Raw genomic sequence first — 20,861 nt, 5'->3', positions numbered from 1 at the left:
GACCAGCAGACCGCCAGCCGCCGCTCTCATCGTGCGCGCGTTCATCGCTGTCTCCTTTAGCCGAATCCTTCAGTATATGTCGGACATTTAGGATGACGGCGAGCAGCAAGGAAATAGCACCTCAATTACCCCCGTATGCCACCGAACACTGGTCGGGGGAGGTCGTGAACTGCCGGCCGTGGTCGGCCCGATGCCGACTGCGGCCGGCAGTCGTGGTGCGGGCGGACACCGCGGAACTGGACCGGTGCCTCGCCGCTCGACGTTCAGCTAGCGGCGGCACAGCTCGCGGTAGCCGTCGTCGAACCCGTTGTTGAAGCCGCGGTCGTAGCCGCGTGCGTAGTCCCGGTTGCCCCAGGGACCGTAACGGAACCGCCAGTCGTCCATCAGACAGACGCCGCCGGCCTCCCGCCAACCGGCCCGGTAGCCGTCCCGGTAGCCGCGGAGGTAGTCCGGCACGTCGACCGACGGCCCGACGACGGACACCGGGTTCACCGCGGTGACCGGTGCCCGCATGGACGGTGCCGCGGCGGCGGGACTCTGCGAAACGGCAATCGTGCCGGCGACCAGCAGCCCGCCGACTGCCGCCGCCATTGTGCGTACGCTCATCGCTGTCTCCTCTGGTCCACAGAGAGACGGGCTCGTGGCCCGGATGCTCCCTACGTCAGCGGCGATCGCAGAATTCGCGGGTGCCGCGGTCGTAGCCGCGGTCGTAGCCCCGGTCGTAGCCCCGCGCGTAGTCGCGTTCGCGCCGGTCGAAGCCACCACCGCCCCGGCCGCCGCCGAAGCGGCCACCCGGGTTCTCGCACTCGTCGCGGGCCGCGTCCCAGCCGTCCCGGAAGCCGTCCCGGTAGCCGCGCCTGAAGTCGCGCCAGGTGGTCAGCGGTTGGCCGACCTCCACAGTGGCCACGACCGGTGCCGAGGTCGTCGGTAAGGGCACCGCGGCCGACGCCGGGTTCTGGGCCACCAGCAGGGTGCCCGTGACTATCAGGCCGCTGGCCGCGACCGTGATCGATCGTATGGTCATGACGTACTCCTTATGATCAGCATCCTCATCAGCGACAAAACTCGTTGTGTCCGCGCATGCGGTCAGCGCTGTTCAGCGTGGGATTCATTGATCATTTTATGTCAGACAAATCGGCGCGAACGGACTACAACGCACCCGCACCACAACCGCTCCCGGCCCCCGTGAGTTACACGCGCGTAGCTTCTCCGTCCGAAGTGGCCACTGTTGGCGCGGGGACAGCTGTCGGGACGTACCCCCACAGCGCGGACACCAGCCGCACGATCAGAGCGACCGTGGCCACGGTCAGCAGGCCGCCCACGACGATCGTCCAGCGCGGCCCGACCGCCGCCGAGGACAGCCCGTGCAGCAGCACGGAAGCCTGCGGGCCGCCGACGAGCACGACGGTGAGCGAACCCGCGACCCGCCCGCGCAGCGCGTCGTCGCTGTGCGCCTGCGTGATCGCGTTGCGGTACGTGCTGAGCAGGAAGTTCGCCGCGCCGCCCAGCACGAGCGCGGCCAACGCGACGGCGAGGTTGGGCGCTACGCCGAGAACGACCACCGTGACGCCCCACGTCATGGTCGCGCCGGCCAGCATGACGCCGTGCCGGCGGGCGCGGGTGAAGGTCCCCGAGAAGAGGCCGGCGAGCAACACCCCGGCCGGGTACGCCGCGTAGAGCAGGCCGAGGACCGTGCCGCCGCCGGGCGGGCCGCCGAAGGTGCGTTCGGCCAGTTCCGGGAACAGGGCCACGGGCAGGCCGAAAACCATCGCGGCCAGGTCGATGCCGAGCACGGCGACGAGGATCCGGCGCGTCCACAGGTAGCGGAACCCGTCGAAGATCTCCACGACGGTCGCGCGGGCGCCCGCCCCGGCCTCGTCGCGGGGCGGCGGTTCGATCGCGGGCAGCCGGGACACCGCCCAGATGACGGCCGTCAGGGCGACCGAGTCGAACAGGTACAGGCTGCTCAGGCCCACCAACGGGAGCAGCGCGCCGGCCAGGACCGGCCCGAGGACCGCGCCGAGGTAGCGCACGAGGGAGCTGAGGCTGTTCGCCGCGGCGAGCAGGTCGGTGGGCACGATGCGGGGCACGGCCGCGCCCATGGTCGCCATGGTCGCGCCGTAGGACACGCCCTCGAACGCGATGAGCACGAACAGCAACGGCACCGACCTCACGTGCAGCGCGGCCTGCGCCCACAGCAGCAGGTACGTGCCGGCCAGGCCGCACTGGCCGAACAGCAGCAGCCGGCGGCGGTCCATCCGGTCGGCCAGCGCACCGCACCACAGCGACGACACCGTGAGCGCCACGAACGTGACGATCGCCGAGGCGCCGACCGTGGCGGACGAGCCGGTGATCGTGAACAGCTGGGTGGGGATCGCGATGAGGCTGAACGACCCGCCCACCGCCGTGACCACGGACGCCAGCCACAGCCGGCGGAACGCCGGAATGGCCAGTGGACGACGGTCGACGGTGTAGGAGCCGGCCCTCACAGATGCACCACGTCGGCGACGACGCAGGCGATGTTGTCCGGGGCGCCGGCCCCGTACGCGAGGCGGACCAGCTCGTCGACGACCGCCTCCGGCCCGTCGCCGGCCGCGAGCGCGCCGCGCAGCGCGTCCCTCGGCACGACGGCCGAGACGCCGTCGGAGCACAGCAGGTACCGGTCGCCGGCCACAGCCTCGTGCAGCGACAGATCGGGCGCGCCGATCGCGCCGGTGCCCGTGAGGGCCTGCACGAGCAGGGCCCGCTGCGGGTGCGAGGCGGCCTCGTCGGCGCTGAGCTGCCCGGATTCGACGAGCGACTGCACGTACGTGTGGTCGGTGGTGATCTGGAACAGCTCGCCGTCGCGCAGCACGTACGCCCGGGAGTCGCCGATATGCACGAGGCCCAGCTGCGACCCGGACCAGACCAGGGCGGTCAGGGTGGTGCCGACGTCGCCGTCGCCGGCGTCGCGCACGGCGCCCTCGGCCGCGCCGGCCGCCTCGGCGAGTATGTTGAGCAGCTCGCCGGCGGGGACGGTGACGTCCTCCAGCTTCTTGAGCGCCTCGACGGCCGCGGCGCTGGCCCGGTCGCCGCCGGCGGCGCCCATGCCGTCGGCGACGGCCAGCAGGCGACCGCCCGCGTACGCGGTGTCCTGGTTGACGGGCCGGGCCCTGCCGGCGTCGGTGCGGGCGGCGTAGCGGATGCCCAGCGTCGCTGCGGTGTCGGACATGGAACTGCCCCTCCCGGACAGGTAGTCGACGAGGAACGAGGCGAGCCGCCCGCGTGCGGTCGTCTCCGCGACGACCTGGGCCCAGTAGGCCCCGATCCGCTCGGCGGTGGCCGCCGGCGGCAGGTCGCAGACCTCCCGGATGTCGGCCAGCGGCATGCCCAGGCGGCGCAGCCAGGCGACCAGGCGGGCGCGTTCCAGCTGGGTCGGGTCGTAGAACCGGTACCCCGTGGTGGGGTCCACGGCGGTGGGCCGCAGCAGGCCGAGCTCGTCGTAGAGGCGCAGCGCCTTCGGCGACAGGCGCGCCGCCTTGGCGAACGCCCCGATCGTCAGCAGCGCCATCCCGCCCTCCTCGCGCCGGCGCGGGTGCGTCCGGCTGACCCGATGCTGGGCCCTGCCCCAGGGACAAGGTCAACCGTAGTCGCGGAAACGCGGTTGCCCGGCCGCAACCGTGGCCCCTATCGTGGGCTGACCGCGACACGATCATGCGAAGGGAGGCGGACGACGTGCCCCGTCGATTCGGCAGACTGTCCCGCCTCCGGTGTCGCCGGCTCCGCTGACGCGCGTCCATATCGCGCTCGCCACGCCGCCCACCCGGACCGGGACAGGGCGGCTTTTTCATGCTCAAGCTAGGCTTTTCTGACGGAGGACGAATCATGGGCGGCTACGAGCTGCTGGCCGGGACGAAGGCGCCCGTAAGGGTCTGGACGGATCCGTGGGCGATCGAGGCCGACGCTGCCAGGCAGCTGCGCAACATCGGGGCGCTGCCATGGGTCGAGGGCGTCGCCGTGATGCCGGACGTGCACTACGGCATGGGCGCGACGGTCGGTTCGGTCATCGCGATGCGCCAGGCGCTGGCGCCCTCGGCGGTGGGCGTGGACATCGGCTGCGGCATGAGCGCCGTGCGCACGTCGCTGCGGGCCGAGGACCTGCCCGACGACCTGGGCAAGCTGCGTCGGGCGGTCGAGGACGCGATCCCGGTCGGGTTCGGCATGCACGACGAGGCGGTCAACCCGAAGCGGGTGCCGGGCCTGGACCAGCGCGGCTGGAAGACGTTCTGGGACGGGTTCGACAACCTGACCGCGAATGTCGGCCAGCTGTCCAACCGGGCGTCGCGGCAGCTCGGCACACTCGGTGGCGGTAACCACTTCATCGAGGTATGCCTCGACACACACTCGCAGGTGTGGCTGATGCTGCACTCCGGGTCACGCAACATCGGCAAGGAGCTCGCGGAGCGGCACATCGGCGTGGCGCGGCGGCTGCCGCACAACACCGACCTGCCCGACCGGGACCTGGCGGTGTTCCTCTCCGGCACCCCGGAGATGGACGCGTACCGTCGCGACCTGTGGTGGGCGCAGGAGTACGCGCGGCGTAACCGGTCGCTGATGATGGCGCTGCTGTGTGGGGTGGTCCGGCAGTTCGCGCCGCAGGTGGTCTTCGAGGAGCCGATCTCGTGCCACCACAACTACGTGGCGGAGGAGACGTACGGGGGCGTGGACCTGCTCGTGACCCGAAAGGGCGCGATCCGGGCGGGCCTGGGCGACCTGGGCATCATCCCGGGCTCCATGGGTACGGGCTCGTACATCGTGCGTGGCCTCGGCAACGAGGACGCGTACAACTCGGCGAGCCACGGCGCGGGCCGGAAGATGTCGCGGACGAAGGCGAAGAAGACCTTCTCCGTGGCGGACCTCAGGGAGCAGACGGCGGGCGTCGAGTGCCGTAAGGACGGCGGCGTCGTCGACGAGATCCCGGGCGCGTACAAGGACATCGAGGACGTGATCAAGCGCCAGGACGACCTGGTGGAGATCGTCGCCCACCTCAAGCAGGTGGTCTGCGTCAAGGGTTGACCCCTCGGGTTATGGAGATCATCCATAACCCGAGGGCTAGATCAGGACGCCCGCGTAGAACAGGCCGGTGAGGACGACCGTGATGCCGGTGCTGACCGCGATCAGGATCAGGCGCAGCCGCTCCGGGACCGCGACCAGCAGCAGGACGACCGCGCCCAGCAGGGCGTAGGAGCGGTGCGGCGCGACGGCCGGGCCGAGCACGAGCGGCACCAGCACGAACCCGGCCGCCATGGCGAGCAGCGCCCACAGCGGCGCGTCGAACCCGTCCCGGCGACCCTGGCGCACGCCCGCGACCACGGCCGGCACCACGACGGCCAGGATCACCAGGGTGCTGAGCAGGTACGCCGTGTCGAGCAGGCGGCCGGACGTGGCCACCTGCCACAGCGTGGCCCACGGCCAGTGCACACCCTCGCCGTAGTTGCGTTCGATAAGGAGGTACGCATCCCAGCGACCGGTCGTGAGCTGGAACGTGGCCAGCACCGCGACGACCGCGGCCGCCCCGATCGCGCCCGCGCCGGCCGCGCGCCAGATCCGCCCGGCCCAGCTCAGGTGCCGGAAGCCGAGCAGGATCGCCACGGGCGCGATGGCGACGAGGATGCCCGTACTCGGATATGTGGCCGCACCCAGCGCGGCGGCCGCGCCGGCCCATGCCCACGCGCGGGCCCGCAGCGCGGTGACCAGGCCGACCACCGCGAGCAACGCGAGCGACACGGGAAAGATCAGCGGGAAGTACGTGCTGCCGGGCAGCGCGGCGGCGAGCGCGAGGCACTGCGCGGCCACGGCGGTGAGCCGCCCGCCCAGCAGGCGCCACAGCAGGGCGAACGCCGCGAACAGGGCCAGTGCGCTGAGCAGCCAGCCCGCCGCCCCGTAGGGCAGGCCGACCTCGTGCAGGCCCCGGATGAGCAGCGGGTACAGCGGGAACCAGTGGGCGTTGCCGCACCAGGCGTCGGGCGGGCGCAGGGGGTACGGGATGGGGCCGGGCGGGCACGGGTACAGCTCATAGCCGCGCTCGGCGATGTCCAGATAGCGAAGTGCGTCCCACTTGAGCCCGTCGGTGACCGGGTTCGCGCTCACCGCGACCGCGACCAGCAGGCCCAGCGCCTGCGTCGCCGCCACGGCCACCAGCGGCACCAGCCACCATGATCGGGTACGGCGGGCGGCCGTCATGGTGGCTTCCATGGCAGCGCAGTCTGTCAGACCCGGCGGCGGCGCCACAGGACGGTCGCGGCCCGCGGGGGACCATGATGGCATGTGGGTGTGCCCGCGCTGCGGAGCCCGGCTGGTGGGGCCGTCCGCTATGACCGGGCGGTCAGCGTGACACCGGCGCTGGCCGCGATGACCAGGCCTATGGCGAGCCATTGGGTCACGCTGAGGTGCTGGCCGAGCACGACCAGGCCCGCCAGGGCCGCGACCGCCGGGTGCACGCTGCACAGCACCCCGAACACGCGCGCCGACAGCCGGCGCAGGGCCAGCAGGTCGAAGCTGTAGGGCACGGCGGAGCTGAGCACCCCGACGAGCACGCCCAGCACGAGCACGTGCGGGTTGAGCAGCTGCGCGCCGCCCTGCACAAGGCCCAGCGGCGCGACGAGCACCCCGGCGAACGCCACGGCGAGCGCGAGGTCGGCGACGCCGCCGCTGGCCGCGCCGCCCAACCGCCGGTTGAGCACGATGTACCCGGCCCAGCACGCCGCCGCAACCAGCGCGAACGCGACCCCGACCAGGTCGAGGTCGTGCATCCCCTCGGCAAGCAGCAGCACCCCGGCACCCGCGAACGCCGCCCACAGCACGTCCAGCCAGCGCCGCGACAGCGCCAACGCGAGCGTCAGCGGCCCAAGGAACTCGAACGTGATGGCCGCGCCCAGCGGCAGCCGCTCGATCGCCACATACAGCGACGCGTTCATGCACGCGGTGATAACCCCGAAGATCAGGAGAGTACGCCACGCGGCGGCGCTGCGACCCTTGATGCGGGGCCGGCCCGCGATGAGCAGGGCCACCCCGGCGGCGAGCAGTCGCAGCGTGACCACGCCGAGCGGGCCGACCTGCGGGAAGAGGGTGGCCGCCAGGCCGGCACCGAACTGCAGCGACGAGACGCCGGCGACGATGAGCCCGACGCCCTGCAGCCCGCGCCGCACGTCGGGGCCGGTGGTCGGTTCGCTCAGCGTCACGCTCGTCATGGCACGACGGTAGGTAGCGCCCCGGCCGGACGGAAATGCCGTCCGTCGCGCAGTCATGCCCGCCCAGCATGAATCAGAGTCCGGTCCGCTCGTCAGCCCGTCACTGTACCGTCCGGACGGTACAGTGACGGTATGGGTACAGCACGGGAGCGCATTCTGGACGCGGCCGAGGAACTGATCACCGCGGGTCAGGTGCCGCCTGCCTTGGAGGCGGTAGCGGCGGCGGCGGGCGTGAGCAAGGGCGGCCTGCTCTATCACTTCGACAAGCAGTCGCTGCTGCGGGCGCTGGTCACCCGGGCGGTGCATCGTTTCGACGAGCGACTGGCCGCGGCCGCAGCGCAAGGAATGATGGCCGCGGCCTGGCTGCGGCTGTCGGTGCCCACGCCGGATGAAAGCACGGTTTACCGGGCGATCATGTCGATGATGCGGTTGACCACCGCCGGCGAGTTCGATCTGCCGGAGGAGGTGGGCGACGCTGAGCAGCGCTGGCAGCAGATGCTGACCACCGAGCTGGGCGACCCCGTCCGGGCCCGGCTGGTGCGGCTGGTCGGTGACGGGCTGTTCATGGCCGCGCTGACCGGTCCGCCGCCGACACCCGACGATGTGGAACAACTGCTGCACCAGCTCGGCGTGCGCACGGTAGCCGTTCAGGCGTCGTCGTGACCGCCGCGCTGCTGGCCGGGGTCGCCGGCCTGGCCTTGCTCGACGCGTTGAATCCCGCGACGCTCGCTGGGGTGGCACTGCTGCTGCTCGCCCCGATGGCACGTCCGGTCCTGGCGGCGGCTGGGTTCGTCGCCGGCGCCTATCTGACGGTCCTCGCGCTCGGGGCCGTGGTGTACATCGGCGCCGATGTCGCTGCCGACGCCGCTGGCAACGGACTGATCTGGGTGCGCCGGATCGCATTCACGGTTGCGGCGGTGGCGCTGGCCGTGGCCGGACTACGCCGGCTGCGCGCACGGATCCGCCCAGCGGTCACCGTGCCGGGCTGGGTCAACCCGCTGAGCGCCGCCCTGCTCGGACTGGTCATGACCGGGGCGGATCTGCCCAACGCGTTCCCGTACTTCATCGCCATCGAACGGATGGTCAACGCTGACGTCGGCACCACCCGCTCCCTGATGATCATCGCCGGGTACGCGCTGGTCTACTGCCTGCCGTGCCTGCTGCTACTCATCGCCGGCGCCACCCGCGGTGACCGAGTCCGCCGCCGCCTCGGCGGACTCTACGAGCGGCTCGGCGCGGAAAAGAAGCAGCCCCGCAGCGTGCCCATCGCGGCCGGCTACCTCGCCGCGGCCGCCGGCGTACTCACCATCGCTGTCCTGGCATGAACCCGGGGGCGGCTTCGCCCGACGGCACCCCCCACGCGTGGAGCCCGCCCATCGGGGCGGGTCGGGACGCCATCCTGCTAATGTGAGTGAGCGCTCACCCGAATGGAGATGGCATGGCGATAGTGACTACGGCGGGCTTGACCCGCCGGTTCGGCAAGCTGACCGCGGTCAAGCCGCTCACCGTGGATCTGCCGGACGGGAAGGTGATCGGCTTGGTCGGGCCGAACGGGTCGGGCAAGTCGACGCTGATCCGGATGCTGCTGGGCCTGATCAGGCCGAGCGAGGGAGACGCGGCCGTGCTGGGCGAACCGATCGGTTCTCCTCAGCGGTATCTCGGCCAGGTCGGGGCGTTGGTCGAGAACCCCGCTTTCGTTCCGGCCCTGTCGGCACGGGCGAATCTGATGTCACTGGCCCGCTTGCGGGGGTTACCGAATGCGCGCGTCGACGCGGTGCTGCAGACGGTGGGCCTGACCGGCCGTGATCGTGAGCCGGTCAAGCGGTACTCGCTGGGCATGAAGCAGCGTTTGGGTATCGCCGCGGCGCTACTGCCCGATCCGGCACTGTTGATCCTCGACGAGCCGACCAACGGACTGGACCCGTCCGGCATCGTCGAGATTCGCTCCCTGTTGGCTCAGCTCGGCACGGCCGGCCGGACGGTGGTGGTCTCCTCGCATCTGCTCAGCGAAATCGAAGCGATCTGCGAGCACCTTGTGGTGATCAGGTTCGGGGAACTGCTGTACAGCGGCCCGATCACCGGCCTGCTGAGCGCCGACAGTCAACACGTCGACCTGCGCGCGGAACACGACGCCGACACCGACAGTCTGGTCCAGACCCTGCAGGCGCAGGGCTGGCAGGTGGCCAGCAGCACGGCCGGCGTCATCCGCGTGTCGGCCGGCGCCCAGGACGCCGCCCCGATCAACCGGGCCGCCCACGCCGCCGGCATCACCCTTCGCAGTCTGAGCGTCGTCCAGGACTCCTTGGAGGACGTGTTCCTCGCCATGACCGGCGACACCGACCAGCAGCTGATGGCCGCCCGTGCCACCGAAGCCCGACAGGGAGCCGTGTGATGGTGACCGACATCGTCAACGCTGTACGCAGCGAACTGGTCCGTTCCCGCCGCAAAGGCCTCATCCTCGGCTGGCTCGGTCTGACCGTCCTCGCCGCCGTCCTGATCAACATCGTGATGTTCCAGGTGGTCAAGTCGGGTGCTGCCGTACCCCCTGGGGGCCCCGGCGTGAACTTCCCCACCGCCGCGGAGCTGGCCCGCCCAGAGGGCCTCGTCGCCGGGCTCGGGGCCGCTGCCAGCATGTTCGGCGTGGTCACCCTCTCGTTCTGGGCGCTGATCACCGCCACTGACTACCAGACCGGGCTGATCCGGCTGCTCGTCTCCGCGCAGCCACGACGGTGGCTGCTGCTGACCAGCAAAATCCTCGCGCTGGTGTTGTGGACGGCTGCGGTGAGCAGCGTGGCCGTCATCACCGATCTGGTCGTCGCCCCGGCGGTGGCCGGCGGTTCGGGCATCGACGTCTCCGCCTGGCGCGAGAATGTGCCGGCGACCCTGGCCGAAGGCTGGCTCAATCTGTTCTGCGCCCTGGTGGTGTGGGGCATCTTCGGACTTGTCGTGGCGGTCGTGGCCCGCTCGAGCGCCATCGCCATCTCCGTCGGGGTGGGCTACGTCCTGGTCGTGGAATCCGTCATCCGCGCCGCGGCGGACAACGTTGGCGACCGGCTGCCGGGAAGCACCCTGTCCGCCCTGGCCCAGGGCGGCGACGCGACCCTCGGCTACGCAAGCGCCCTGGCGTTGGGTGCTGCCTACGCTCTGGTGAGCATCGGCATCGCCCAGGTCGTTTTCCACCGGCGCGACATCACCGATTGACAGCCGGCGTCCGAGAACGCTCCGAGGAGAAGGAGAGGGGTCCGAGGTGGCCGCCCGTGGCGATGCGACCCGCGACAAGCTGCTCGACGCAACCATCCGACTCGTCCGGGAAGTCGGTTACACCCAGACGACCACGCGGGCCATCGCGCAAGCCGCCGGGGTCGCCGAAGGCACGCTCTACCGGCACTACCCCGACAAGGCCGGCCTGTTCGTCGCCGCGATCGGCCGGCAGAGCGGCCCTGCCGTCGCATGGGCTCGCGACCTGCCCACACGGGCCGGGACCGGCACCGTCACCGGCAACCTCACCGACTGCCTGACCCGGCTGGCCACGCTGCGAGCCGACATCGTGCCGTTCGAGCTGGCCATGCTCACCGACCCGGAACTCGCCCGCGCGGCCACCGCGGCACACGCGGCCGAGCCCGGCCCACCCGAGTTCCTCGCGCAGTACCTGCATGCCGAGCAGCAGTTGGGTCGGGTCCGAGCCGACGTCGACCCCGGCAAGGTTGCCGTGGTACTGCTGGCCACGCTCTTCGGCCTCGCCGTGCCACCGCCCCAAGCCATCGGTGCGCTCGGCGACAGCTGGCCGGACATTGCCGACGCCGTCGTCATCGTTATCGAAGGCATTGGCACGACCCCATCCGCGAACTGACAACGAGGCCAACCCTGTCACCGGCCAGTTTCGATCTTCTCCTATCCCGGCGTACGCGAGCGAGCGGCGCAGCGGTTCGGCGACAGCCGGCACAGCCGGCGTGGTTATGCTCTGCAGGCATGGATGTGGAGTTGCGGCACCTCAGGGCCCTGGTCGCGATCGCGGCCGAGGGCACCATCACGGGTGCCGCCGCCCGCCTGCGGATGACCCAACCGGCCCTGTCGCGGACGCTGCGCCAGCTCGAGCAGCGCGTCGGCGCGCACCTCGTCGAACGGTCGACGCGGCACCTGCGGCTCACCCCGGCCGGGGAGGTGTTCCACGGGCGGGCCGTGAACATCCTCGCCGCCGTCGACGACGCGCTCGCCGAGGCGGCCGCGAGCCCGCGCCCGCTGCGCCTGGGCTACGTGTGGGCGGCGCTGGGGGAGCACACCACCCCGCTGCTGCGGGCCTGGCGGGAGGCGTACCCGCAGGTGCCACTGCACGTGCACCGCGTCGACGACCAGACCGCGGGGCTCACCCGGGGCGAGGTGGACGTGGCCGTGCTGCGCACCGTGCCGGGCGACGAGCGGCTGCACGTCGAGGTGATCTACCACGAGCCGCGGCGGGTCGTGCTGCCCGCGGGTCACCCGCTGGCCCGCCAACGCGAACTGGACCTCGCCGACCTGCGGGACGAGACCATCGCGATGGTCGACACGGGCACCGCGACGACGAGTCCGCAGCTGTGGCCGGAACAGACGCGGCCCCGCGCGTTCGTGCAGACCCACAACATCGACGAGTGGTTCACGCTGATCGCGGCCGGTGGCGCGGTGGGCGTCACGCCCGCCGGGACGGCGCACACCCACAACCACCCGGGGGTACGGTTCGTGCCGCTGACCGGCGTGGCGCCCGTACCGGTGTATCTGGTGTGGCCGAAGCGGCTCTCGCACCGGCGTACCCCGGATCTGGTGGAGCTGGCGCGACGCGTGGTCGCCGGCGGACCGCGGTGAGCACCGACACGCCGCCTATGTCGCCTACGACGCAGAACAGCGGCCGTGGCGGGGGAACGATACAGTCATGCCCCCCGATGTCGATCCAGATGTGCTGTACCGTTCCGTGACTTTCGCGGTCGCGCTCGTCGCGCTGCTCGTCGGCCACCAGTTGGGCGACCATGTGTTCCAGACCGACAGTCAGGCTAACGAGAAGGCGTCCGCCGGCCGCGCGGGAGCGGTCGCGCTGGCCCGCCACCTGTTCGGCTACCACCTCACCGCGACCGTCGTGCTCGTCGGCACGGCGGCGGTGCTCGGCCTGCCGCTGAGCGTCGCCGGGGTCGCCGCGGGAATGGCGTTCTCCGCCGCGACGCACGGCTTCCTCGACCGGCGCTGGCCGGTGCGCGCGCTGCTGCGCGCCACCGGCTCGGCCGGCTTCGCGGAGCTGACCACGCCGGTGTGCGGGATGTACGCCGCCGACCAGGCGCTGCACCAGGGCGCGCTGCTGGTGTCGGCGCTGCTCGTCGCGGGACTGGCCTGAATTTGTCACCTGTGGACAAACGCCGGCCTCACAGAGTGCCCAGAAATGATCGCGGACCATTGATTGTTTCGGCGGCCTTCGCAAGACTCTGCATCTGAGTTAGGCCTTCCCGCCGGCAACGGCCGGCATCACTTCCCCACCTGGAGGGCGCATGCAGGTGCCTGCACCTTTTGACTACGCGAAGGCGACGAGTGTCGATCACGCCTTAGCGCTGCTCGCTGAGCACGGACCCGAGGCACGGGTCGTCGCCGGCGGGCACAGCCTCATCCCGATGATGAAACTGCGCCTGGCCCGGCCGGACGCGCTCATCGACATCAACGGGCTCACCGACCTGGCGTATCTGCGCACCGACGGCGACTCACTCGCCGTGGGCGCCCTGACCCGCCACGTCGACGTGCTCACCTCGCCGCTGGTCGCCGAGCATTTCGCGGTGCTCGTCGAGGCGGAGCGCGTCATCGCCGACCCGATCGTGCGCAACTGGGGCACCGTCGGCGGCTCGCTGTGCCAGGCCGACCCGGCCGAGGACCTGCCCGCGGCACTGGTGGCGCTGGGCGCGACCGTCGTGATCCGCAACCGCGAGGGCTCGCGTACCGTGCCGGTCCGCGAGCTGCACGTCGGTCCCTACGAGACGGTCGTGGAGGCGGGCGAGCTGCTCACCGAGGTGCGCATCCCGATCCGCCCGGGCGGGTCGTCGGCGTACGAGAAGGTCGAGCGGCGCGCCGGCGACTGGGGTGCCGCGGCGGCCGCGGCCGCGTTGTGGCTCACCAGCGGCGTCGCCGGGTACTCGATCGACGACGTGGGTCTGGGCCTGACGGCCGTGGGCGCGGAGCACTACATCGTGCCGGAGGCCGAGGAGTTCCTGCGCGGCAAGCTCGCCACCGAGGAGAACTTCGCCGCGGCCGGCGAGATCGCGGCCCGCACCTGCAACCCGGCCGCCGACCAGCGCGGACCGGTCGACTACAAGCGACACCTGGCCAAGGAGCTGACCGTGCGCGCGCTGCGCCGCGCGGCCGGTCGCGCCCGGGTCGAGGAGGCCTGATGCAGATCACCGTACGTGTCAACGGCGAGTCGTACACGCGTGACGTCGAGCCGCGGTTGCTGCTGGTGCACTTCCTCCGCGACGAGCTGGGCCTGACCGGCACGCACTGGGGTTGCGACACCTCCAACTGTGGCGTGTGTACGGTCCAGGTGGACGGCACGCCCGTGAAGTCGTGCACGACCCTGGCGGTCATGGCCGACGGCCACGACGTCACCACCGTCGAGGGCCTGGAGCAGGGCGGCGAGCTGACCCCGCTGCAGCAGGGTTTCATCAACTGCCACGGCCTGCAGTGCGGCTTCTGCACCCCGGGCATGCTGATGACCTGCAGCGCGCTGCTGCGCGACAACCGCGACCCGAGCGAGGCCGAGATCCGCGAGGCCATCTCGGGCAACCTGTGCCGCTGCACGGGCTACGAGAACATCGTGAAGTCCGTGCGCTGGGCCGCCGAGCAGACCGCCGAGCAGCAGGAGGTGACCGCGTGACGGCTCCAGCAGAGGAAGATGTCAAGATCGGCTTTGGGCGGATGCGGCGCGTCGAGGACGCGCGGTTCATCCGGGGCCAGGGCAACTACGTCGACGACGTGCAGCTGCCCGGCATGCTGCACCTGGCGATCCTGCGCAGCCCGTACGCGCACGCGAAGATCGTCTCGATCGACACCAGCGCCGCCGAGGCGCACCCGAAGGTGAAGGCCGTCGTCACCGGCGCTGTGCTGGAGACGCTGGGCCTCGCGTGGATGCCCACGATCTCGTACGACACGCAGGCCGTGCTCGCCACCGACAAGGTGCGCTTCCAGGGCCAGGAGGTCGCTTTCGTCGTCGCCGAGGACCGGTACTCGGCCCGCGACGCCCTCGAACTGATCGAGGTGGAGTACGAGCCGCTGCCCGTCATCGCGGACGCGAAGACCGCGCTGGACGCCGGCGCCCCGGTCATCCGCGATGACAAGGAGGGCAAGGCCGACAACCACATCTACGACTGGCAGGCCGGTGACGCGGCGAAGACCGACGCCGCCTTCGCCGCCGCGGACGTGGTCGTCAAGGAGGAGATCCTCTACCCGCGCGTGCACCCGGCGCCGCTGGAGACCTGCGGTTCCGTCGCCCACCTGGACAAGGTCACCGGCAAGCTCACCGTGTGGACCACCACCCAGGCGCCCCACGCCCACCGCACGCTGTACGCGATCGTCGCCGGGCTGCCCGAGCAGAAGATCCGCATCATCTCGCCGGACATCGGCGGCGGCTTCGGCGGCAAGGTCGGCATCTACCCCGGGTACGTCCTCGCGGTCGTCGGCACGATCGTCACCGGCAAGCCGGTGAAGTGGATGGAGGACCGTTCGGAGAACCTGGTGAGTACGGCGTTCGCCCGCGACTACCACATGTCCGGTGAGATCGCCGCGACCGCCGAGGGCAAGATCCTGGGCCTGAAGGTGAACGTCCTGGCCGACCACGGCGCGTTCAACGGCGTGGCCCAGCCGACCAAGTTCCCGGCCGGCTTCTTCCACATCTTCACCGGGTCCTACGACTACGGCGCGGCGTGGTGCAACGTCACGGCCGTGTACACGAACAAGGCGCCGGGCGGCGTCGCGTACGCCTGCTCGTTCCGGATCACCGAGGCCGTGTACCTGGTCGAGCGCATGGTGGACGCGCTGGCCACGAAGCTGGGCATGGACCCGGCCGAGCTGCGCCTGCGCAACCTCATCCAGCCCGAGCAGTTCCCGTACACGACGCCCACCGGCTGGGAGTACGACTCGGGCGACTACCCGACGACGCTGCGCAAGGCGATGGAGATCGCCGGGTACGACAAGCTGCGCGACGAGCAGCGCTCGCAGCGCCTCGCGTGGGAGTCCGGCGAGCGCGGCGGCACGCTGACCGGCATCGGCATCAGCTTCTTCACCGAGGGCGTCGGCGCGGGCCCCCGCAAGCACATGGACATCCTCGGCCTGGGCATGGCCGACGGTGCCGAACTGCGGGTGCACCCGACCGGCAAGGCGGTGCTGCGCCTGTCCTGCCAGTCGCAGGGTCAGGGGCACGAGACGACGTTCGCGCAGATCGTGTCGCAGGAGCTCGGCATTCCGACCCTGGACATCGAGGTCGTGCACGGCGACACCGACCAGACCCCGTTCGGGCTGGGCACCTACGGTTCGCGGTCCACGCCGGTGTCCGGCGGGGCGACGGCCGTGGTGGCCCGCAAGGTCCGCGACCGGGCCAAGCTGGTGGCCGCCGCGATGCTCGAGGTCAGCCACGAGGACCTGGAGTGGGAGCAGGGCCGCTGGTTCGTCAAGGGCGACCCGGAGCAGGGCAAGACGATCACCGAGATCGCCATGGCCGCGCACGGGGCGCTGGAGCTGCCCGAGGGCGTGGAGGGTCACCTCGACGCCACCTGCGTCTACAACCCGCCCAACCTGACGTACCCGTTCGGGGCGTACATCGCGGTCGTGGACGTGGACCCGGGCACGGGTGTGGTGAAGGTGCGCCGGTTCATCGCGGTCGACGACTGCGGGGTGCGGATCAACCCGATGATCGTCGAGGGGCAGATCCACGGCGGCCTGGCGGACGGCATCGGCATGGCGCTCATGCAGGTCATGGCGTTCGACAACGACGGCAACCACCTGGGGTCGTCCTTCATGGACTACCTGCTGCCGACGTCGTTGGAGTGCCCGTCGTGGGAGCTGGGCGAGACGGTCACGCCGTCGCCGCACCACCCGATCGGCGCCAAGGGCGTGGGTGAGTCGGCCACGGTCGGTTCGCCGGCGGCCATCGTCAACGCGGTGCTCGACGCCCTCAAGCCGTGGGGTGTCACGCACGCCGACATGCCGCTGACCCCGGCGAACGTCTGGTCGCTCACCCAGGGCCGGCCGCTGCGGACTGACATGGCCCTTTAGGGCCCTAGAAGGAATTGCACTGTAATCCTATGAATCAGACTGACGTGTTGGCGAGGGCGGACGGGCTGCGCAACCAGCGCACGCCGTTCGTCCTCGCCACCGTCGTCCGCGCGCGGCGCCCCACCAGCGCCAAGGCGGGCGACCGGGCCATCGTGCTGGCCGACGGCACCATCGAGGGGTTCGTCGGCGGCGTCTGCGCGGAGACCACCGTGCGGGCGCAGGGGTTGGCGCTGCTCGGTTCGGGCGAGTCGACGCTGCTGCGCATCACCCCGACCGACGACGCGGTGGAGACCGCGGTCAGCGACTCCGACGGCCTGGTCGTCGTCGCCAATCCGTGCCTGTCCGGCGGGACGCTGGACATCTTCCTGGAGCCCGTGTTGCCCGCCGCCCTGCTGCACGTCCACGGCGACGCGCCGATCGCGGCCGCGCTCGTCGACCTGGCCCGCGCGGCCGGCTACGCGGTGACCACCGACGGCGAGGTCGCCGACGACGCGACCGGCGTGGTCGTCGCGGCGCACGGACGCGACGAGGAGCGGGTGCTCGTCGAGGCGCTCCTCGCGGGAGTGCCGTACGTCGCGCTGGTGGCGAGCCCGAAGCGCGGCAGCGCGGTGGTCGCCGACCTGCCGGTGCCGGCCGCGCAGCGCGCGCGGGTGAAGACCCCGGCCGGCCTCGACCTCGGGGCGCGCACGCCCATGGAGGTCGCCGTGACGATCCTCGCCGAACTCGTCGCGGCCCGGGCCGGCAAGCTGCCCCACCTGACCACGGTCCCGGCGTCCGGCGGCGGGCTGCTGACCATGGCCGCGCCGGTCGCCCCGCCGGCTGTGGCGATCGACCCGATCTGCCACATGGAGGTCGCGGCGGTGCCGTCGAGCCTGCACTCCGAGTACGACGGGACGACCTATTACTTCTGCGCGCCCGGCTGCAGGAAGCGCTTCGAGGCCGACCCGCAGCGGTACGTCGCGTGACCACGCATGCGACCCTGGCGGAGTGATTCGTGAGCATCGCTGAACTTCGCACCGGACTGTCCGACGCCGGGTACCTGGCCGACGACACCCTCGCAACCGCGCTGTTCCTCGCCGTGCGCATGGGCCAGCCACTGCTCCTGGAGGGCGAGCCCGGCGTCGGCAAGACCGCCGCCGCCAAGGCCCTCGCGGCCGCCCTGGACACGCCACTGATCCGGCTGCAGTGCTACGAGGGCCTGACCTCGGCCGAGGCCCTGTACGAGTGGAACTATCCCCGGCAGTTGCTGGCGATCCGGCTGGCCGAGGCGCGCGGGGAGAAGCTCGCCGAGGCCGACCTGTTCGGCCCGGACTTCCTGCTGCCCCGGCCGCTGCTCGCGGCGCTGCAGTACCCCGGGCCCGTGCCGGCGGTGCTGCTCATCGACGAGGTCGACCGGGCCGACGACGAGTTCGAGGCGTACCTGTTCGAGCTGCTCGCCGAGGGCTCGGTGACGATTCCCGAGCTGGGTACGCAGTACGCGGTCGTGCCGCCGGTGGCGATCCTGACCTCCAACCGCACCCGCGACCTGCACGACGCTCTCAAGCGCCGCTGCCTGTACCACTGGATCGGGTATCCCGACGCCGACCGGGTCGCCGAGATCGTGCGCCGGCGGGTGCCGGACACGACCGAGTTCCTGGCCCGTCGGGTCGCGGTCGGGGTGTCGCGGCTGCGCGCCCTGGACCTGACCAAGCCGCCCGGCGTGGCCGAGGCGATCAGCTGGGCCGGCGCCCTGCAGGTCCTCGGCATCCGCGACCTCACGCAGGAGTCGGTCGCGCCGACGCTGGGCACGGTCCTCAAGTACGACGAGGACCGCGCGGTCGCGGTGGGCGCCGGCCTCGACGCGATCCTGGCCGAATGAGCGCGAACGCGGCCCGCCGGTGACCGCGGACCTGGCCGCCATCGTCGCCCGGCTGGGCGCGCTGGCCCGCGAGTCGGGCCTGGCCGTCGGCCCCGACCGCACGGCCCGGTTCGCGGCCGCGGTGACCCTCACGTCGCCGACCACGACGCGCGAGCTGCGCGACCTGGCCCTGGCGACGCTGATCGCCGACCCGGCCGACATCGCGCGCCTGGACCGGATCCTCGCCCTGGTGTTCGGGGGCGTGGCCGACCCGGCCACGTTCCGCGGCGACCAGGCCAACGCGCCGCTGGAGCCGTCGTCTGGCCCGCCGTCGGGCGCGCCGGGTGGCCCCGGGTCACCGCCGTCTCCCGGCGGCATGGCGGGCGGGTCGTGGTCGACGCGGCCCCGCGCCGGTGAGACGGACGAGCCGGAGCACGAGCGGCCGGTCGCCGCGCTGGCCGCGGACGCGGAGCGGCTCGGTGGGCGGGACTTCGGCGCGCTGGCGCCGGGGGAGCTGGCCCGCCTGTCGGTGCTCATGCGGCAGCTCGCGGTCGCCACGCCGCCCCGGCGCGGCCGCCGGTTCTCGCCCGGTGCCGGGGGCACCCGGGTCGACCTGCGCGCCACGCTGCGCGGAGCGTTGCGCAACGGCGGTTACCCGGCGCGGCTGGTCACCCGGCGCCGCCGCGACCGGCCCCGCCGGCTCGTGGTCCTGTGCGACATCTCCGGGTCGATGGAGCCCTACGCCCGCGCGCTGCTGCAGCTCGTGTACTGCGCGGCGGGCGCGAGGGGCGCGGAGGTGTTCACGTTCGCGACCCGCCTCACGCGGCTGACCCGGGCCCTGTCGCGGGTGCGGCCGGAGGTGGCGCTGGAGCGGGCCGGGCGGGCCGCGCCGGACTGGTCGGGCGGCACCCGGCTCGGCTCCGCGCTGGCCCGGTTCAATCGCGATTTCGCGGCCCGGGGAGTGGCGCGGGGCGCGGTGGTGCTGATCGTGTCGGATGGGTGGGACACCGGGGATCCGGGGCTCGTCGCGGCGGAAATGGCGCGCCTGTCGCGGCTGGCGTACCGGATCGTGTGGGCGAACCCGCGCACGAAGAGCCCGCGCTATGAGCCGCTGGTGCGCGGCATGGCGGCGGCGTGGCCGTACTGCGACGAGGTGGTTAGCGCCCACTCCTTGGACGCCCTCGACGGCCTGCTCGCCGCGCTCGCGGGGACCCGGGTCACCCGACGGCGGGATTCGGGCGGCTCGGGGCGGGTACAGTCGGGCTGACCGGGGGGTGACCGATATGTCGCAACAAACCGTCCAGCCGCCGAACGACTTCGCGATGATGGTCGAGCTGATGGCGGCCGGTGCCGCCGACTTCGAGCCGGACTTCGCCGCCGAACACAGCCGGGTCAGCTTCGCCGACCAGTTGGAGGGCGGGCCCGAGCGGGCCCGCGACCCCGATTCACCGAAGGGCCTCGCTGGCGCGGACGACCGTTTCGGATCGCTTCTGGACGGCTGACCGAGCGGTCACAGCTGGTTGCCGGCGCCGGCCTTCTCCAGGCGGCTCGCGTGCCGCAGGCCGAGGACGCCGAGGACCAGCAGGATCACGGCCGCCACGAACGCGCCGATCGCCGCGTAGCCGGCGATCGTACCCATGGTCGCGAACGCGGCCCCGAACAGCAGCAGGCCCCGCAGCGTGTTGCCCATGAACATGGTCTGGCGCAGCTGCGCCGCCGCCTGGCCCTCCGGGCTGGCCTTCTGCTCCGGTGTCATCTTGAGGTACGCACCGCTGACCTCTTCGTACGTCTTGCCGCCGGATGCCTTGTTGAGGTGCGCCAGGATGTAGTGGTCCGCATATGCCCGGGCCTCCGGCCCGGTGTCCATCGGACTTCCGGCGTAGGGCTCCAGCGCCTTGCGGTCCTCTTCCGGAAGTGACTCCAGGGCCGGGCCCTGAGGCATCGTGATGTCCTGGATAGCGAGCTGTTTCTCCACCTCACCGTTGATGTAGCTGGCGGTGTAGAGCAGCACCCCGCCCGTGACGAGGAGAAGGCCCGCCAGCAGAATTCCGGTCCACGAGATCAACTTATCGAACGATGCGCGCATGTCCGAGACCCCCATTGGTACACGTATGGGTGAAATATCCCCTCGACGACGCTACACCTCGACAGGTACCGGCTGGGTCGATTCGGCCTAGGCGCAGGGGCGGTCGTTGACCGCGCAAGAAATCGGGCGGCCCGTGAGCACGCCGCTCACGTCGAACGTGAACACGTACGAGCCGCCGGGCCCGATGATTCCCTCGCCGGGCGGGATGAACCAGTACTGTCCGTCCTTGCGCAGGTAGAGCGCGCCGTCGGCGGTGGTCACCTGGTTCCCGCCGGGCAGCTCGACGACCACCGTCCACGACCCGGTCGGCTTCGACGTCGGATTGCGGATCGTGATCTCGCCCTGGTAGCCGAGAAGGCCGAGCAGCGACGGCTTGCTCGTGCGGTAGCTGGCGGTCAGGCCGCCGGCCACCGCGCCGCCACCGCTCGCGGTCGGCGCG

Annotated in this window: 23 protein-coding genes; 15 read left to right on the top strand and 8 right to left on the bottom strand. The window is 71.7% G+C overall.

Annotated elements, in window-relative coordinates; all coding sequences use genetic code 11:
* Nucleotides 1-267: 267 nt before the first annotated feature.
* From ABD211_RS06905 to ABD211_RS06890, 4 genes are all read right to left on the bottom strand, one after another.
* A complete protein-coding gene (locus ABD211_RS06905; RefSeq protein ID WP_344127423.1) occupies nucleotides 268-606 on the bottom strand; it encodes a hypothetical protein in 339 nt (112 codons plus the stop codon).
* Nucleotides 607-661: 55 nt separating this feature from the next.
* Nucleotides 662-1,024, bottom strand: a complete 363-nt coding sequence (locus ABD211_RS06900; RefSeq protein ID WP_344127421.1) for a hypothetical protein — start codon at nucleotides 1,022-1,024, stop codon at nucleotides 662-664.
* 166 nt (nucleotides 1,025-1,190) lie between these two features.
* The gene (locus tag ABD211_RS06895) at nucleotides 1,191-2,489 is read right to left on the bottom strand and encodes an MFS transporter (RefSeq protein WP_344127419.1); all 1,299 of its coding nucleotides are present in this window, start codon (nucleotides 2,487-2,489) and stop codon (nucleotides 1,191-1,193) included.
* A complete protein-coding gene (locus ABD211_RS06890) occupies nucleotides 2,486-3,550 on the bottom strand; it encodes a MerR family transcriptional regulator (RefSeq protein WP_344127416.1) in 1,065 nt (354 codons plus the stop codon). Before ABD211_RS06890 ends, ABD211_RS06895 begins: the two co-directional genes overlap by 4 nt.
* A gap of 314 nt (nucleotides 3,551-3,864) precedes the next feature.
* Between ABD211_RS06890 and ABD211_RS06885 the strand changes: the two genes are divergently transcribed.
* Nucleotides 3,865-5,055 (top strand): RtcB family protein, encoded by a 1,191-nt coding sequence (locus ABD211_RS06885; protein ID WP_344127414.1) that lies wholly within the window; start codon nucleotides 3,865-3,867, stop codon nucleotides 5,053-5,055.
* Nucleotides 5,056-5,091: 36 nt separating this feature from the next.
* On the opposite strand, the gene ABD211_RS06880 is transcribed toward ABD211_RS06885, so the two are convergent.
* Nucleotides 5,092-6,234 (bottom strand): hypothetical protein, encoded by a 1,143-nt coding sequence (locus ABD211_RS06880; protein ID WP_344127412.1) that lies wholly within the window; start codon nucleotides 6,232-6,234, stop codon nucleotides 5,092-5,094.
* Nucleotides 6,235-6,350: 116 nt separating this feature from the next.
* Nucleotides 6,351-7,229 (bottom strand): EamA family transporter, encoded by an 879-nt coding sequence (locus tag ABD211_RS06875; RefSeq protein WP_344127410.1) that lies wholly within the window; start codon nucleotides 7,227-7,229, stop codon nucleotides 6,351-6,353.
* A gap of 132 nt (nucleotides 7,230-7,361) precedes the next feature.
* Here ABD211_RS06875 and ABD211_RS06870 point away from each other — a divergent pair, with 132 nt between their 5' ends.
* The 14 genes from ABD211_RS06870 to ABD211_RS06805 all read left to right on the top strand — a co-directional run bounded on the left by ABD211_RS06870 (nucleotide 7,362) and on the right by ABD211_RS06805 (nucleotide 19,838).
* Nucleotides 7,362-7,892 (top strand): TetR/AcrR family transcriptional regulator, encoded by a 531-nt coding sequence (locus tag ABD211_RS06870; RefSeq protein ID WP_344127408.1) that lies wholly within the window; start codon nucleotides 7,362-7,364, stop codon nucleotides 7,890-7,892.
* Entirely contained in the window at nucleotides 7,889-8,554 is a 666-nt protein-coding gene (locus ABD211_RS06865; protein ID WP_344127406.1) for a GAP family protein, read from the top strand. The genes ABD211_RS06870 and ABD211_RS06865 overlap by 4 nt, the downstream gene beginning before the upstream one ends.
* A gap of 113 nt (nucleotides 8,555-8,667) precedes the next feature.
* Nucleotides 8,668-9,621 (top strand): ABC transporter ATP-binding protein, encoded by a 954-nt coding sequence (locus tag ABD211_RS06860; RefSeq protein ID WP_344127404.1) that lies wholly within the window; start codon nucleotides 8,668-8,670, stop codon nucleotides 9,619-9,621.
* Complete coding sequence (locus ABD211_RS06855) at nucleotides 9,621-10,430, top strand: hypothetical protein (protein ID WP_344127402.1); 810 nt, start codon at nucleotides 9,621-9,623, stop codon at nucleotides 10,428-10,430. The genes ABD211_RS06860 and ABD211_RS06855 overlap by 1 nt, the downstream gene beginning before the upstream one ends.
* A 46-nt stretch (nucleotides 10,431-10,476) precedes the next feature.
* Nucleotides 10,477-11,079, top strand: a complete 603-nt coding sequence (locus ABD211_RS06850; RefSeq protein WP_344127400.1) for a TetR/AcrR family transcriptional regulator — start codon at nucleotides 10,477-10,479, stop codon at nucleotides 11,077-11,079.
* Nucleotides 11,080-11,198: 119 nt separating this feature from the next.
* Nucleotides 11,199-12,065, top strand: a complete 867-nt coding sequence (locus ABD211_RS06845) for a LysR family transcriptional regulator (protein ID WP_344127398.1) — start codon at nucleotides 11,199-11,201, stop codon at nucleotides 12,063-12,065.
* A gap of 67 nt (nucleotides 12,066-12,132) precedes the next feature.
* A complete protein-coding gene (locus ABD211_RS06840) occupies nucleotides 12,133-12,585 on the top strand; it encodes a DUF3307 domain-containing protein (protein WP_344127396.1) in 453 nt (150 codons plus the stop codon).
* Between the two features lie 151 nt (nucleotides 12,586-12,736).
* Nucleotides 12,737-13,624, top strand: a complete 888-nt coding sequence (locus ABD211_RS06835; RefSeq protein WP_344127394.1) for an FAD binding domain-containing protein — start codon at nucleotides 12,737-12,739, stop codon at nucleotides 13,622-13,624.
* Entirely contained in the window at nucleotides 13,624-14,106 is a 483-nt protein-coding gene (locus ABD211_RS06830) for a (2Fe-2S)-binding protein (protein ID WP_344127392.1), read from the top strand. Before ABD211_RS06835 ends, ABD211_RS06830 begins: the two co-directional genes overlap by 1 nt.
* Nucleotides 14,103-16,499, top strand: a complete 2,397-nt coding sequence (locus tag ABD211_RS06825) for an aerobic carbon-monoxide dehydrogenase large subunit (RefSeq protein WP_344127390.1) — start codon at nucleotides 14,103-14,105, stop codon at nucleotides 16,497-16,499. The genes ABD211_RS06830 and ABD211_RS06825 overlap by 4 nt, the downstream gene beginning before the upstream one ends.
* Nucleotides 16,500-16,528: 29 nt before the next feature.
* Entirely contained in the window at nucleotides 16,529-17,464 is a 936-nt protein-coding gene (locus tag ABD211_RS06820; RefSeq protein ID WP_344127388.1) for an XdhC family protein, read from the top strand.
* Nucleotides 17,465-17,493: 29 nt separating this feature from the next.
* Nucleotides 17,494-18,357, top strand: a complete 864-nt coding sequence (locus ABD211_RS06815) for an AAA family ATPase (RefSeq protein ID WP_344127386.1) — start codon at nucleotides 17,494-17,496, stop codon at nucleotides 18,355-18,357.
* 19 nt (nucleotides 18,358-18,376) lie between these two features.
* The gene (locus tag ABD211_RS06810) at nucleotides 18,377-19,603 is read left to right on the top strand and encodes a vWA domain-containing protein (RefSeq protein ID WP_344127384.1); all 1,227 of its coding nucleotides are present in this window, start codon (nucleotides 18,377-18,379) and stop codon (nucleotides 19,601-19,603) included.
* Between the two features lie 16 nt (nucleotides 19,604-19,619).
* Nucleotides 19,620-19,838, top strand: a complete 219-nt coding sequence (locus ABD211_RS06805) for a hypothetical protein (protein ID WP_344127382.1) — start codon at nucleotides 19,620-19,622, stop codon at nucleotides 19,836-19,838.
* A gap of 8 nt (nucleotides 19,839-19,846) precedes the next feature.
* On the opposite strand, the gene ABD211_RS06800 is transcribed toward ABD211_RS06805, so the two are convergent.
* Both ABD211_RS06800 and ABD211_RS06795 read right to left on the bottom strand, forming a co-directional pair.
* Nucleotides 19,847-20,422 (bottom strand): hypothetical protein, encoded by a 576-nt coding sequence (locus ABD211_RS06800; RefSeq protein ID WP_344127380.1) that lies wholly within the window; start codon nucleotides 20,420-20,422, stop codon nucleotides 19,847-19,849.
* Between the two features lie 87 nt (nucleotides 20,423-20,509).
* A partial coding sequence (locus ABD211_RS06795) for a cellulose binding domain-containing protein (protein WP_344127378.1) occupies nucleotides 20,510-20,861 on the bottom strand: 352 nt, incomplete at its 5' end.

Origin of the sequence: Luedemannella flava (assembly GCF_039528515.1) — a bacterium.
In the GTDB taxonomy this organism is placed as follows: Bacteria; Actinomycetota; Actinomycetes; order Mycobacteriales; family Micromonosporaceae; genus Luedemannella; species Luedemannella flava.
The sequence above is the reverse complement of the archived record's forward strand: the minus strand, read 5'-3'. Positions and strand labels throughout refer to the sequence as shown.

What these genes read in the sequence shown, in the direction of transcription:
- ABD211_RS06870 (WP_344127408.1), top strand. Translation starts at nt 7,362, where the DNA reads ATGGGTACAGCACGGGAGCGCATTCTGGACGCGGCCGAGGAACTGATC.
- ABD211_RS06875 (WP_344127410.1), bottom strand. Translation starts at nt 7,229, where the DNA reads ATGACGAGCGTGACGCTGAGCGAACCGACCACCGGCCCCGACGTGCGG.
- ABD211_RS06845 (WP_344127398.1), top strand. Translation starts at nt 11,199, where the DNA reads ATGGATGTGGAGTTGCGGCACCTCAGGGCCCTGGTCGCGATCGCGGCC.
- ABD211_RS06905 (WP_344127423.1), bottom strand. Translation starts at nt 606, where the DNA reads ATGAGCGTACGCACAATGGCGGCGGCAGTCGGCGGGCTGCTGGTCGCC.
- ABD211_RS06840 (WP_344127396.1), top strand. Translation starts at nt 12,133, where the DNA reads ATGCCCCCCGATGTCGATCCAGATGTGCTGTACCGTTCCGTGACTTTC.
- ABD211_RS06860 (WP_344127404.1), top strand. Translation starts at nt 8,668, where the DNA reads ATGGCGATAGTGACTACGGCGGGCTTGACCCGCCGGTTCGGCAAGCTG.
- ABD211_RS06880 (WP_344127412.1), bottom strand. Translation starts at nt 6,234, where the DNA reads ATGGAAGCCACCATGACGGCCGCCCGCCGTACCCGATCATGGTGGCTG.
- ABD211_RS06855 (WP_344127402.1), top strand. Translation starts at nt 9,621, where the DNA reads ATGGTGACCGACATCGTCAACGCTGTACGCAGCGAACTGGTCCGTTCC.
- ABD211_RS06800 (WP_344127380.1), bottom strand. Translation starts at nt 20,422, where the DNA reads ATGCGCGCATCGTTCGATAAGTTGATCTCGTGGACCGGAATTCTGCTG.
- ABD211_RS06900 (WP_344127421.1), bottom strand. Translation starts at nt 1,024, where the DNA reads ATGACCATACGATCGATCACGGTCGCGGCCAGCGGCCTGATAGTCACG.
- ABD211_RS06835 (WP_344127394.1), top strand. Translation starts at nt 12,737, where the DNA reads ATGCAGGTGCCTGCACCTTTTGACTACGCGAAGGCGACGAGTGTCGAT.
- ABD211_RS06805 (WP_344127382.1), top strand. Translation starts at nt 19,620, where the DNA reads ATGTCGCAACAAACCGTCCAGCCGCCGAACGACTTCGCGATGATGGTC.
- ABD211_RS06890 (WP_344127416.1), bottom strand. Translation starts at nt 3,550, where the DNA reads ATGGCGCTGCTGACGATCGGGGCGTTCGCCAAGGCGGCGCGCCTGTCG.
- ABD211_RS06830 (WP_344127392.1), top strand. Translation starts at nt 13,624, where the DNA reads ATGCAGATCACCGTACGTGTCAACGGCGAGTCGTACACGCGTGACGTC.
- ABD211_RS06820 (WP_344127388.1), top strand. Translation starts at nt 16,529, where the DNA reads ATGAATCAGACTGACGTGTTGGCGAGGGCGGACGGGCTGCGCAACCAG.
- ABD211_RS06885 (WP_344127414.1), top strand. Translation starts at nt 3,865, where the DNA reads ATGGGCGGCTACGAGCTGCTGGCCGGGACGAAGGCGCCCGTAAGGGTC.